We start from the raw sequence: 12,794 nt of genomic DNA on the forward strand, positions 1-12,794 counted from the left end.
ATGACGGCGGATGCCCTGCACGGGGCGAGGTCCATGGGTTACATATGATGGTCCGGGGCTGACGGCTGCGGCCGGCCGGGAAGAGATTAAGGGTACGCGATGACTTTCCACTCGATCTATGCCCACGGATTTGCGCGCGTGGCGGCCTGCGTCACCGCCTCTCATGTGGCCGATCCCACCGCCAATGCCAAGGCTGTCCTGACGGCGGCCAATGCGTGCCACGACCAGTCGGTGGCGGTCGCCGTGTTTCCCGAGCTGTGCCTGTCCGGCTACGCGATCGAAGACCTGGTGAAGCAGGATCCGCTGCTCGACGCCGTCGAGCGCGGGCTCGCCGCGATCGTCGAGGCCTCCGCGGCGCTGATGACGGTCCTGATCGTCGGGGCGCCGCTGCGTTTTGGCCATCGCATCTACAATTGCGCCATCGTCATCCATCGCGGCAACGTCCTTGGCGTGGTGCCCAAGAGCTATTTGCCGACCTACCGCGAATTCTACGAGGGACGGCATTTTGCCTCCGGCACCGGCATCGCCGGCGAGACCATCGCCTTCGGCGGACTGCATGCCCCGTTCGGCACTGACCTTCTCTTCGCCGCCGAGGACGTCCCGGGCCTGACCATCGGCGTCGAGATCTGCGAGGACATGTGGATCCCGGTGACGCCGGCCTCCGAGCTGGCGCTCGCCGGCGCCAGCGTGCTGATCAATCTCTCGGGCAGCCCGATCACGATCGGCCGGGCGCGCTCGCGTGCGCTGCTGTGCCAATCGACCTCGGCGCGCTGCCTTGCTGCCTACGTCTATTCCGCCGCAGGCGCTGGGGAATCGACCACGGATCTGGCCTGGGACGGCCAGACCTCGATCTACGAGAACGGCGTGCTGCTGGCCGAGGGCGAGCGGTTCCGCCAGGGCGGCCAGATCACCACCGCCGACGTCGATCTCGACCTGCTCAGGCAGGAACGCGCCTCGATGGGCACGTTCGACGACAACCGCCGCCAGCGCGAAGGCTTTTACCGCAGGATCAGCTTTGCCCTGAAGCCGCCAGCCGCCGACATCGGCTTCCTGCGCAAGATCGAGCGCTTTCCGTTCGTGCCGAGCGACGAAAACCTGCTCGAGCAGGATTGCTACGAGGCCTACAACATCCAGGTCGCCGGCGTCGTCCAGCGCATGCGCGCCACCGGCACCAAGCGCGTCGTGATCGGCGTCTCCGGTGGCCTCGACTCGACCCACGCCCTGATCGTCGCCGCCAAGGCGGTCGACCTGCTCGGCCTGCCACGCGAGAACATTCTGGCCTACACCATGCCGGGCTTTGCCACCGGCACCGAGAGCAAGACCAATGCGCTGGCGCTGATGAAGGCGTTGCAGACCAATTGGCAGGAACTCGACATCCGCACCACAGCCACGCAGATGCTGAAGGATATCGGCCATCCCTTCGGAAAGGGCGAGAAGGTCTACGACGTCACCTTCGAGAACGTGCAGGCGGGCTTGCGCACCGACTATCTGTTCCGGCTCGCCAACCATCACGGCGGCATCGTGATCGGAACCGGCGATCTCTCTGAGCTCGCGCTCGGCTGGTGCACCTATGGCGTTGGCGACCAGATGGCGCATTACAACGTCAATGCCGGCGTGCCGAAGACGCTGATCCAGCATCTGATCCGCTGGGTGATCGCCTCAAAACAGTTTACCGGCGACGTGAATACGACGCTCGCCTCGATCCTGTCGGCCGAAATCTCGCCCGAGCTGGTTCCGGTCAAGCCGGGCGAGAAGCCGCAGAGCACGGAGGCCTCAATCGGCCCTTACGAACTCCAGGATTTCAACCTGTTCTATACGTTGCGCTTCGGCCTACGGCCATCCAAGATCGCCTTCATGGCGCAGCACGCCTGGAAGGACGTCGCCAAGGGCGAGTGGCCGCCGGCATTTCCGAACGACAAGCGCAGGGCCTACGATCTTCCGGAAATCCGCCGCTGGCTTGAGGTGTTTTTGCGCCGCTTCTTCGCATTCAGCCAGTTCAAGCGCTCGGCAATGCCGAACGGACCGAAGGTTTCGGCCGGTGGCTCATTGTCGCCGCGCGGCGACTGGCGTGCGCCGTCGGATTCGAGTGCGGCGGCCTGGCTCGAGGATCTCGAGCGGAACGTGCCGAAGTGATCTGATCGGGCAGGGTGCCTAAACGAGATCGCGCCGCGCGGCTCATGAGGCCGGCGGCGCGAAATCACGTTCAATCTAGAAAGTGCCGAGGTCCGGAGTGCCTAGGAGTCCGGACCTCGTCACCTTTGCCCCAGCCTTTGATCCCCCCGCCCCATGTGGTCCCCCAACCCCATGCTGCGCGATCAGAGGGTGATGCCCTTGGAAGGCCGCCGATCGATGTGCGCGATGTACGCGACATCAACATAGGATTCCATTCCGGATCACTACGGACTCAAACGTGCTTGCTTTCGCGCACTGATGCATCCGTGTGCACGCGCTGCATTCGGTGCTGCCTGAAATCGATGCAAGCGACCGGTCGGATGTCCACATCTCGTCCGCACTGCGGAACCTGCATTTCACCGGCCTGTCATTGAACTGGTCTAGCGCTGCCCTTGTCATCGTTGACGGTCAAGGAGCAAGCCATGTCGAAGCCGGTGTTGGGCGCCGCACTATCCATTAAATCGATCCCGGCCCACCGCGACTGGCTTCTCGAACGGCAACGCGATCTCGAAGTTCAGGACTTCTTCCGCGCCGACCTGCTCGACGGCGACTGGCGCAGTGCAGCGACCGAAATCAAGCAGATGCTGTCGGGCCATACCGGGCGCCTCGGCATCCACGGCCCGTTCTGGGGCTTCAAGATCGACAGCCATGATCCGATGATCCGCCAGGCGGTGACGAAGCGGCTGCTCCAGGGCCTTGATGCCGCTGAATTCCTCGGCGCGACGCAGATGGTGATGCATTCGCCGTTCACGACCTGGGACCACAACAATCTCCATCTCTATCCTGATAACCGCGCCAACATCGTCGAACGCGTCAAGGCGACGCTGGCCGAGGTGATCGCGCGCGCTGAGACGATCGGCTGCGAAATCGTCATCGAGAACATCGAGGACAAGGATCCGCGCGACCGCGTGCGTCTCGCCAAGGCGCTCGAAAGCAACAAGGTCCGCGTCTCGCTCGACACCGGCCACGCCAACTACGCCCACATCTCCACCGGCGCGCCACCGGTCGATTATTATGTCGAAACGGCTGGCGACATGCTGACGCATGTGCACCTCCAGGACACCGACGGCTTTGCCGACCGCCACTGGGCGCCGGGCGAGGGCAATATCCCGTGGGTCGCATTGTTCCGCGCGCTGGGCCGGTTGACCTCGAATCCGCGGCTGATCCTCGAACTCCGCAATCACGACGACGTCCGCAAGGGCGCAGCCCATCTCGCTGCGCTCGGTCTCGCCGAATAACCGACATCACACAGGGCAGGGATTACTTTCATGAGCAAGCTCACCCGTCGCACCATCCTGAAGTCCGGCGGCGCTGCCGCGGGCACGCTGCTGCTGCCGCGCTTTGCCATCGGGCAGGCCGATAACCGTCCGTCGGTGACGATCGCCGTGCAGAAGGTGACCAATTCGAACGTGCTCGACGTGCTGCGCGAGCAGTCCAATGTCGGCGAGCGCGTGTTCTTTTCCTCGATCTGGGAAGGCCTGATCTCCAAGAACTGGCGCGGCAGCCTCGAGGCCGTGCCCGGCCTTGCCACCGAATGGCGTCGCATCGACGACCAGACCGTCGAGGTGAAGCTGCGCCAGGGCGTCAAGTTCCACAACGGTGACGAACTCACCGCTGAGGACGTCGTCTTCACTTTCAGCCGCGAGCGCATGTTCGGCGAGACCGAGGCCAAGAGCCGCTCCACCATTCAGGCTTTTGAAAAGATCCCGACGCCGCGGCCCGGCAAGGAATTGCCGCCTGATGTGCCCGCGGTCGCCCGCCGCATCTGGCCAGACCTCGTCCGTGTCGACGCCGTCGACAAATACACGGTGCGCTTCTACAACGCGACGCCCGACGTCACGATCGAAGGGCGATTGTCGCGCTACGGCTCCGATATCGCCAACCGCCGCGCCTGGGCCGAATCCGCCAGCTATCTCGACTGGGCGCGCAAGCCTGTTACGACGGGACCGTACAAGGTCGTCGAGCTCAAGCCCGACGTGTCGCTGACCCTCGAAGCCCACGACGAATATTGGGGCGGCCGTCCGCCGCTCAAGCGCATCCGCTTCCTCGAGGTGCCCGAGGTCGCGAGCCGCATCAACGGGCTCTTGTCGGGCGAATACCAGTTCGCCTGCGACATCCCGCCGGACCAGATCGCCGGCATCGAGAAGAATGCCGCATTCGAAGTGCAGGGCGGCACCATCCTCAATCACCGCCTGACCGTGTTCGACAAGAACCACGCCGTGCTCGCCAATCCGCTGGTGCGCCGCGCCTTCACCCATTCGATCGACCGCCAGGCCATCGTCGACAGCCTGTGGGCCGGCCGTACCCGCGTGCCGAAGGGCCTGCAGTGGGAATTCTATGGCGACATGTTCAACGTCGACTGGAGCGTGCCGGCCTATGATCCCAAGCTCGCGCAGGATCTCTTGAAGCAGGCCAATTACAAGGGCGATCCGATTCCGTACCGCCTGCTCAACAACTACTACACCAATCAGGTCGCGACCGCGCAGGTGCTGGTCGAGATGTGGAAGTCGGTGGGCCTCAACGTCCAGATCGAGACCAAGGAAAACTGGTCGCAGATCATGGAACGTGCGCCGACCCGCGCGGTGCGCGACTGGTCGAACTCGGCCGCCTTCAATGATCCCGTCTCGTCGCTGGTCGCCCAGCACGGTCCGAACGGCCAGCAGCAGCAGATCGGCGAGTGGACCAATGTCGAGCTGAACAAGCTCTCGGAGTTCCTGGAGACCTCGACCGACCGCGCCGCCCGCAAGAAGGCGTTCCACCGCATGCTGGAGATCGCCGAGCGCGAGGATCCCGCCTACACGGTGCTGCACCAGAACGCGACCTTCACGGCCAAGCCGAAGTCGATCAAGTGGAAGGCGTCGCCGGCGTTCGCGATGGATTTCCGCGCCGGCAATTTCGAGGCGTAGGCCGTGACGCCGCTAGTCAGCATCGAAGGCCTCAGCGTCGCCTTCAGCGGCGTGCCGGTCCTGCGCGGCGTCGATCTTACCTTGCAGAAGGGCGAGGCCCTCGGCCTCGTCGGCGAATCCGGCTCCGGCAAGTCGGTGACGTGGCTTGCCGCGCTCGGCCTCTTGCCGCGACACGCGAAGGTCTCGGGCTCGGTGCGGCTCGACGGGCGTGAGATCCTTGGCGCGCGCGCAGCTGAACTCGATCAGGTGCGGGGCGGGCGGGTCGCCATGATCTTCCAGGATCCGGCCAGCGCGCTCAATCCGGTGCTGACGATCCGCAAGCAGCTCTGCGAAGCCCTGGCGCTGCATCGCGACCTCTCCGGCGAGGCCGTGAAGGCCGAAGCGCTGCGGCTGCTCAATCTGGTCGGCATTCCCGATGCGGCGCGGCGACTGTCCGCCTATCCGCACGAATTCTCCGGCGGCCAGGTTCAGCGCATCATGATCGCGATGGCGCTCGCCGGAAATCCTGATCTGCTGATCGCGGACGAGCCGACTACGGCGCTCGACGCCACTATCCAGGCTCAGATCCTCGAGCTGCTCTCCACCATCCGCCGCGAGATGAGCATGGCGATGGTGCTGATCAGCCACGATCTCGGCGTCGTCGCCGAAAACTGCGACCGCGTCTCGGTGATGTATGCCGGCCGCATCGTCGAGCAGGCGCCGGCCAACCAGCTCTTCGCCGATCCCGTGCATCCCTATGCGCAGGGCCTGATCGGCGCGCTGCCCCCGCTCGACGGGCCGCGCCGTCGCCTGACTGCCATTCCCGGCACGGTACCTGATCCCGCGCACATGCCTGATGGCTGCGCCTTCGCGCCGCGCTGCGCACTGGCAGCCGAGCCATGCGGCCGTACGTCCCCGACGCTGGCGCCCATCGCTGATAACCGCGCCGTCGCCTGCATACGTGCCGAGGCCTCGCGCCGCGCGCTGCTCGGGATCGCCGCCGAATGAGCGCGCCGCTCGTCGAGGTATCCTCGATCGCGCGCAGCTATGCCATGCGCTCGGGCATGTTCGGCCGCAGCACGGCCGTCCACGCGGTCGATGGCGTGTCGCTGACGATCCCCAAAGGCGAAACGCTCGGGCTCGTCGGCGAGTCCGGTTCGGGCAAATCGACCACCGGCCGCATCGTGCTCGGCCTCGAGCCGCCTGATCGCGGCGAGGTACGGTTCGATGGCAAGCCGATGGCGGCAGTCGGAACGCGGGCGTGGCGGGCGCAACGAGCGCACATGCAGATGATCTTCCAGGACCCGCTGGGCGCGCTGGACCGGCGGTTGCCGGTCGCCACTCAGATCCGCGAGCCCCTGGACATTCACGGTCTCGGCACGCCCGCCGAGCGCGAGGAGCGTGTCCGCGAGTTGCTGCGCGCGGTCGAGCTAACGCCCGCGCATGGCGTGCGCTATCCAGGCGCGCTGTCCGGCGGACAGCGCCAGCGCATCGTGCTGGCGCGGGCGCTGGCGACGAAGCCCGATTTCCTCGTCTGTGACGAGCCGGTCAGCGCGCTCGATGTCTCGATCCAGGCGCAGGTGGTGAACCTGCTTTGCGATCTCCAGGCGCAGCTGGGCCTTACACTTCTGTTCATCAGCCACGATCTGCGCGTCGTCCGACAGATCAGCAATGTCGTTGCCGTGATGTATCTCGGCCGCATCGTCGAGATCGGCAGTGCCGACGATCTGTTTGCGCGCCCCGAACACCCGTACACCCAGGCACTGGTCTCGGCCTCGCCCGCACCGGGCCGCCGCAGCGCCAGCCGCATCGTGCTCGCAGGCGATCCGCCGAACCCGGCGGCGCGACCCAACGGCTGCGCCTTCCATCCGCGCTGCCCGCGCGCGATCGCGCGCTGTGCGAGCGAGGTGCCGGCGCTGTCCGCCGTTGGCGGTGACCGGAAGGTCGCCTGCCATCTCGTGACGGGTCCGCAGGTCGAGACGCGGGATGCGGCGTGATGGGACGCTATTTCGCCATTCGCATTGGACGCGCCGCCCTCACGATTGTCCTCGTCGTCACCTTCGCGTTCGTCGTGCTGCGCTTGTCCGGCGACCCCGCGCTGATGATTTTGGGACCTGAGGCCCCGCCGGAAGTGCTCGCCGCCTTCCGCAAGGCGTGGGGCCTCGATGATCCCATCTGGTTTCAGTATCTCGACTATTTTGGCGCCATCGCCAAAGGTGAGCTCGGGCGCTCCATGCGCGACGGGCGCCCCGCGATCGAGCTGGTGCTGGAGCGGATTCCGGCAACGTTGGCCCTGACGCTGCCGGCGTTCTTCTTCAAGGTGGCGCTCGGCATCCCCGCCGGCATCTACGCCGCGCTGCATCGCGGCTCGGGAATCGACCGCGCCGTCATGATGACCGCGGTTGCCGGCTTCACCGTGCCGAGTTTTGTCCTTGCGCTGCTGCTGGTTCTCGTTTTCGCCGTGCAGCTCGGCTGGCTGCCGTCGGGCGGGCAGGACAGCTGGCGCCACGCCATTTTGCCGATCGTAACGCTTAGCCTCGGCGGTGCCGCTGTGCTGGCGCGCTTCACCCGCAGCGCCATGCTGGAGGTGCTGGGCCAGCCCTATATCCGCACCGCATCGGCCAAGGGCATGCCGTGGCGCAAGGTGGTGACGTCGCACGCGCTGCCGAACGCGGCGATCCCGACCGTGACCATTTTGGGCTTCATGGTGGGCACGCTGATCGCGGGCGCGGTGGTGGTCGAGAGCGTCTTTGCCTGGCCGGGAGTGGGGCGGCTTCTCGTCGTCGCCGTTGCCAACCGCGATCTCGCCGTCGTGCAATGCATCCTCCTATTGGTCGCGATGACGATGGTTACGTCGAACCTGGTCGTCGACTTCCTCTATGGCTTCCTCGATCCGCGGCTGCGCGCCAAGGGGGCCCACGCATGACCGATGCGACATTGAAAGACATCACTACCCGCCGCCGCATCAACCTGCCGGCGATCCCGGTCTCGGTGGCGCTCGCCATCGGCTGGATCGTCGCGATGCTGGTGATCGCCGCCTTCGCCGAGAAGATCGCCCCTTACAGCTTCACCCAGCTCGATCTGCGCAACCGGCTCTCGGCGCCCGGCAACGTCGCGCATTGGCTCGGCACCGACGAGCTCGGCCGCGACGTGCTGTCGCGGCTTCTCGTCTCGATCCGTATCTCGCTGCTGATCGCCTTCGGCGCGACCGCGATCTCGGCCATCGTCGGCACCACGCTCGGCTTCCTGGCCGCGCATTTTCGCGGCGCCGTCGAGCAGCTCGTGCTGATGCTGACCGATTTCCAGGCCAGCATGCCGTTCCTGATCATGGCACTCGCGGTGCTCGCCTTCTTCGGCAATTCACTGCCGCTGCTGATCGGCCTGATGGGGCTGTTCGGCTGGGAGCGCTACGCCCGCATCGCCCGCGGCCTCGCCATCTCCGCCAATGCACAGGGCTACGCCGCCGCGGTCCGCCAGCTCGGCGCGACGCCGGCGCGGATCTACCTCAGGCACATCCTGCCCAACATCGCCTCGACCCTGATCGTCTCGACCACGCTTGTTTTCCCCGAGGTCATCCTGATGGAATCGGGCCTGTCCTTCCTCGGCCTCGGCGTGCAGCCGCCGATGACCAGCCTCGGCAATATGGTCGGCTATGGCCGCGAATATTTGACCCGGGCGCCGTGGATCATGCTGGCACCGGCGACGACCATCGTGATCACCACGCTGGCCGTCTCCGTGATCGGCGACTGGCTGCGCGACCGGCTCGATCCGACGCTGCAATAGCGCGACGGCGTGATGCGTGCGCCGATTTGCCGTCGGACGCCGATTCTAGCCTTGGACCTCCGGCGTCCTGCCGCGCCCGAGCGCGAATTGACCGACCGGGCCCTCGATATGGAATTCCAACTCCGTCATTTTCGCGAACAGATCGATATTGGTGCTGCCAATGGCGCAGCCGCCGAGGCCCATGTCGGTCGCCGCCAGATAAAACGTCTGAATCAGGCTGCCGACATCCTTGAGGATCAACGAATATGCAATCGAGCTGTATTTCCAGGAGACCCGCCCAAAGCGCGCCGCGATCGTGATCAGGATTTGCGGCTCACCAGGCGCGTCCATGGCAAACTGAGCTGCCACCGAGAGGGCCTGGAGTTGTTGAGCGGAGGCGCTGATCGCTACCAGCGCGTGGCCCCCTGCGTCGTAGTGGTAGAGTCCGCGCGCGAGCCCTTCGCAGTTCGAGACCGCCAGGTACAATTCCAGCTCGTACGCGCTGCCCGCCGCCGGATAAGGCCTCGTGCTGTAGGTGACCTCGGGACCGCCGTCAAAATACGGCTCGCTCTTCCATTCGGACACGACGCGCGCGGTGGTGTCGAGAAACTGCGCGAGTTCGCCGAGCGTGACCGGATGCTTGTCGTCGAAATCCCGTGTTGAATGGCGTTCGCGCAACAGCATCGGGAAGCGAGCGTTCGGCTCCGAGGAGGAGAATTTGCGCAGGTCGATCTTGCTGCCTGGCCAGGGCGGACGTACCGCGGGCGGCGGCGGAACGACGCTCGCATAGGTGAAAGCGGCGCCGACCGGATTGGCTTGCCGGCCCTCCGTGCTCCGCGTGTGAAACACCAGATCGTGGAAATCCCAGAGTACGAGGTTGCCGTCGCCTTCGTTCACCCGCAGGCCTTGTTCGTCTTTCGCATCGAGCTTGAGCAGGATCTGGCTGTCCAGCAACAGTTCGAGAAGATGGAGGGTGGATGAAGCTACCTTCTGGTTGAGCTTGCCGATCTTCCGAGGCTGCGACAGCGCAGCAAGGGTGGCGGCGATGGCGGGATCGCCAATCCGGAACAACGCGCCGGCGCGCGGCGATTCCAGCACCAACTCGTTGCCGCGCCGGCGCAGATAGGCAAAGCGCGAGAGTACAATGGTGTCACGACTGCCCAGCTTCGCGCGCCGCGGCCAGTATTCGGGGACTTGGGGCTCAATGACCACGAAGTCCTGCGTGTTACGCGAAGAGGAGAGGCGGTATTCCAGAAGCCCCTGCCGGGCTAAGCGATGCACCAGGGCGTCGACGTCTCTCGCGAGGGCGCTCTTGCCTGCAAAGGACGCGAGCGGAAGGCCGGTGCTCAGATGTCGCGCGCAGTCCATCGCGGCCGCGCTGAATTGTCCGAGGTTGACGGAATAGTCGCCCAGAGACGCCGCGATGTTTCCGTCCGGCTGCATCTGGAGGGAGAAGTGATGGCTCAATCGGGCGGCAATGCCCGGCGCGATCTTCCTGGTCGGCTTTTTCCGGGGAGCGCGCACGAAAGAGCAGCCCTTCAGGTGTGTGGAAGGAATGAAGTCAGATCGCCTTCAGGGCGCGGCCGGTCCAACAATCCGAGCTTCACCGGCACATCGTAAAGGCGACCCGGTGCGAAGCGGCGATAGAAATGACGCAGGCCGGGAACGAGCACTCTGACGACCGGAACCTCGACGTCGGGACGTGTCTGGTCGAGGACGAGGAAATCGTAGCCTGCACGGGCGGCGATCTCGACGCAGGCAATGACCTGGTCGCGCGTATTGCCGTGAAGCTTGAGGCTCGGCGCTGCGGGGACGATGGGGCGATCGCTCGGTGTCAGGAACGGGTAGTCTTCCAGGCGCAGCGGCGTGACACCGTCGAGGGTCGACTTCTCGCCGCTTGCGCCGCCCATCATGCCGACGGACATGAATTGGGTCAGTTCCGTGAGGGATCGCAGCAGCGCTATATGGCGGTCGAAATGCGCGCCGGAACCGAACTCGATATTCTCGTGTCCATTCTGCATCCAGTGCATGATCGCCACGTAAGTCGGAATGCCGAGGTCCGTGGTGATGTCGAGCACCCACAGCTTGCGCCCGGCTTCCGCAAATTGAGCCTGGAGATCCCGGACATAGAAATCGTCAAACTGCTCGAGGTCGACCTCGGCGCGCTGCACCCGGTTGTACCACCAGATCGCGTAGGCATCGCGCTCGATCAGTTCGAGGAAGCCCTGGACGATGGCTTCGTCGCGGGTGTTGCCGGCCGCGCAGCCGTTGGAATCCGTATGAAAGCCGCCATAAAAGAAGTACAGGAGGCCGGTCGGCAGATATTTGAAGCGTTTGTCGCGCAACGACGAGACCGGCGACCACTCGGTCCTCGTCGAGGGATCGAACGGCTCGGGCACTGGATGGGAATCGTCCGGCTGCTGCAGAAACCTGTTCTTGAACTGCGTTTCGCTGAAGAGCTGGACATCGTTGGGAAGAAGCGCCTCGCCAGGCGCGAAATCGACAAAGCGGCGCGTCGTCCTGATCTCATCGCCTTGGAAAATGCCCGAATAGCGTTCGATCGACTCCATCAGCGCGCTGGCTTCGCCCTGTTCAGCCGTCGAGCCCTTGCCAAAGCTGCCGCCGCTCAATCCGGACCTGAGCTGGTCGATGCTTTGAGCCGGCGCGGAGAAATTGTGCTGGGCGAAGTAATTGGTGTTCATCGGCAGATCGACGTCGATTCGTTCGAGCCTGGTCACCACTCCTGTCAGTGGGCTCACATGCTTGCGAAAGCGCGACACCGTGGCCCGCGACGTCATGGTGCGATATCCACCGCTGGTCATGACGAGCTTCTTGCCTTCGGCGATCTCGACAGGGGCCGGCGATCGGCGCGGGCTGTTCAGCTTCCTGCTGCCGCAGGTCGGACATTGCGGACGTCGCGTCACGTAGTGCTTGGCGACGGCGGCGCCGGTCAGGTCGAAGCTTGCGATGTGATCGCACAAATCGGTGCGAAAATCCGAGGCGATTGCCTTGGCGATCTCGACGGCCGCAAAATGGATTCCAGTCTGCCCGACGCTTTCTCTGACGAGCGGCGATACGGCAACCGCACGCGCCGGTCCCCGGTCAAGAAACCCCTTGATCTCCCGGTTGCGGATCATGCGATCGAACAGGCAGGTCCAGCAGGCGCTCTCGCCCGGCTTGAACACGGGCCCGACCAGCGGAAATGGACCGGATGGCTGTACCAGCAACCAGGGCGTCTTGCCGGCCACACGTTCCTGGTTCAGCTCGGCGAGCCGCCGGTCAAGATAATCGTTCACCAGCGTGATCGTCAGCTTCGGCGAGCGCTTGGCGATTTGAACGCCGAGCTTACTCAAGGCCGCGGTCAGCTCCTTGGCGCCTTTGACGTCAATCGACTCGACCTGAACGGAGCAACTGCGAAGATTTTGTTCCGCGACCTCTGGAGACAAGCCGAGGCTTGCCCAAAAGCCGCCGACGGCCTCGTCGAATACTGGCGAGGTCCGCGCAACGACATATCGGCGATCGACCAGCCGCTTGATTGCTTCCTCGATCTTGTCGACCGGGAAGCGCTTCGAAAGCTGGCGAGTGATCTCCGACCTGGCTTTGCCGTGTTGCCCGATCGCGGTGGCGAGGGCGTAGTAGAGTTCGCCGTGCAGGAAAAATTTGCGGTTTTCGGAATAGAGACAAACCGCATCGGGAGGCAATGCGTAAGCGGTGAAGTTCGGTGCAAATCGGAGAATGTCTTGGCGGGTCTGCCGCGCAACGCGGGTCTTGCGAGTTGCAGTCATTGAGTCAGCACGCTGATCCTGTTGCCGTTACGCGAGATCCCCGGCGCAAAACGGATCGTCGCGCCCGCGCGCCGGCATTTTCCCAGAGAATTGAAATGAATTCGGCTGTCGCCCGCAAGCCGCCGATGCAAGCGTCGTAGCGAAATCAAGCAATTGGCCGGACCCTTTCTTGAGGCCGGCCAATGACCTA

At 64.6% G+C, this 12,794-nt stretch carries 9 protein-coding genes; 7 read left to right on the plus strand and 2 right to left on the minus strand.

The genetic code is table 11. The annotated features are described in order from the left end of the window. Positions 1-99 precede the first annotated feature (99 nt). The 7 genes from B5V03_RS38245 to B5V03_RS38275 all read left to right on the plus strand — a co-directional run bounded on the left by B5V03_RS38245 (position 100) and on the right by B5V03_RS38275 (position 8,840). Entirely contained in the window at positions 100-2,133 is a 2,034-nt protein-coding gene (locus B5V03_RS38245) for an NAD(+) synthase (RefSeq protein ID WP_129275573.1), read from the plus strand. A 461-nt stretch (positions 2,134-2,594) separates the two neighbouring features. Continuing rightward, entirely contained in the window at positions 2,595-3,410 is an 816-nt protein-coding gene (locus tag B5V03_RS38250) for a sugar phosphate isomerase/epimerase family protein (protein ID WP_129275574.1), read from the plus strand. A gap of 30 nt (positions 3,411-3,440) precedes the next feature. Further along, on the plus strand, positions 3,441-5,078 hold the full coding sequence (locus B5V03_RS38255) for an ABC transporter substrate-binding protein (protein ID WP_129275575.1): 1,638 nt from the start codon (positions 3,441-3,443) through the stop codon (positions 5,076-5,078). A 3-nt stretch (positions 5,079-5,081) separates the two neighbouring features. Next, positions 5,082-6,065: an ABC transporter ATP-binding protein gene (locus B5V03_RS38260; protein WP_129275576.1), complete on the plus strand. Its 984-nt coding sequence runs from the start codon at positions 5,082-5,084 to the stop codon at positions 6,063-6,065. Continuing rightward, the gene (locus B5V03_RS38265) at positions 6,062-7,054 is read left to right on the plus strand and encodes an ABC transporter ATP-binding protein (RefSeq protein ID WP_129275577.1); all 993 of its coding nucleotides are present in this window, start codon (positions 6,062-6,064) and stop codon (positions 7,052-7,054) included. Before B5V03_RS38260 ends, B5V03_RS38265 begins: the two co-directional genes overlap by 4 nt. Then, positions 7,054-7,983: an ABC transporter permease gene (locus B5V03_RS38270; protein WP_164988565.1), complete on the plus strand. Its 930-nt coding sequence runs from the start codon at positions 7,054-7,056 to the stop codon at positions 7,981-7,983. Before B5V03_RS38265 ends, B5V03_RS38270 begins: the two co-directional genes overlap by 1 nt. Continuing rightward, positions 7,980-8,840: an ABC transporter permease gene (locus tag B5V03_RS38275; RefSeq protein WP_129275579.1), complete on the plus strand. Its 861-nt coding sequence runs from the start codon at positions 7,980-7,982 to the stop codon at positions 8,838-8,840. The genes B5V03_RS38270 and B5V03_RS38275 overlap by 4 nt, the downstream gene beginning before the upstream one ends. A 45-nt stretch (positions 8,841-8,885) precedes the next feature. Here B5V03_RS38275 and B5V03_RS38280 read toward each other — a convergent pair whose 3' ends face one another. Both B5V03_RS38280 and B5V03_RS38285 read right to left on the minus strand, forming a co-directional pair. Continuing rightward, positions 8,886-10,262, minus strand: coding sequence for a SagB/ThcOx family dehydrogenase (locus tag B5V03_RS38280; protein ID WP_164988591.1), 1,377 nt, complete (start codon positions 10,260-10,262; stop codon positions 8,886-8,888). Positions 10,263-10,357: 95 nt separating this feature from the next. After that, positions 10,358-12,604 (minus strand): TOMM precursor leader peptide-binding protein, encoded by a 2,247-nt coding sequence (locus B5V03_RS38285; protein ID WP_129275581.1) that lies wholly within the window; start codon positions 12,602-12,604, stop codon positions 10,358-10,360. Between the last annotated feature and the right edge of the window lie 190 nt (positions 12,605-12,794).

The sequence above is a fragment of the Bradyrhizobium betae genome (genome assembly GCF_004123905.1).
In the GTDB taxonomy this organism is placed as follows: Bacteria; Pseudomonadota; Alphaproteobacteria; order Rhizobiales; family Xanthobacteraceae; genus Bradyrhizobium; species Bradyrhizobium betae_A.

Coding starts and splice junctions, on each gene's coding strand:
- B5V03_RS38245 (WP_129275573.1), top strand. CDS start 100: ATGACTTTCCACTCGATCTATGCCCACGGATTTGCGCGCGTGGCGGCC.
- B5V03_RS38250 (WP_129275574.1), top strand. CDS start 2,595: ATGTCGAAGCCGGTGTTGGGCGCCGCACTATCCATTAAATCGATCCCG.
- B5V03_RS38255 (WP_129275575.1), top strand. CDS start 3,441: ATGAGCAAGCTCACCCGTCGCACCATCCTGAAGTCCGGCGGCGCTGCC.
- B5V03_RS38265 (WP_129275577.1), top strand. CDS start 6,062: ATGAGCGCGCCGCTCGTCGAGGTATCCTCGATCGCGCGCAGCTATGCC.
- B5V03_RS38270 (WP_164988565.1), top strand. CDS start 7,054: ATGGGACGCTATTTCGCCATTCGCATTGGACGCGCCGCCCTCACGATT.
- B5V03_RS38275 (WP_129275579.1), top strand. CDS start 7,980: ATGACCGATGCGACATTGAAAGACATCACTACCCGCCGCCGCATCAAC.
- B5V03_RS38280 (WP_164988591.1), bottom strand. CDS start 10,262: ATGCAGCCGGACGGAAACATCGCGGCGTCTCTGGGCGACTATTCCGTC.
- B5V03_RS38285 (WP_129275581.1), bottom strand. CDS start 12,604: ATGACTGCAACTCGCAAGACCCGCGTTGCGCGGCAGACCCGCCAAGAC.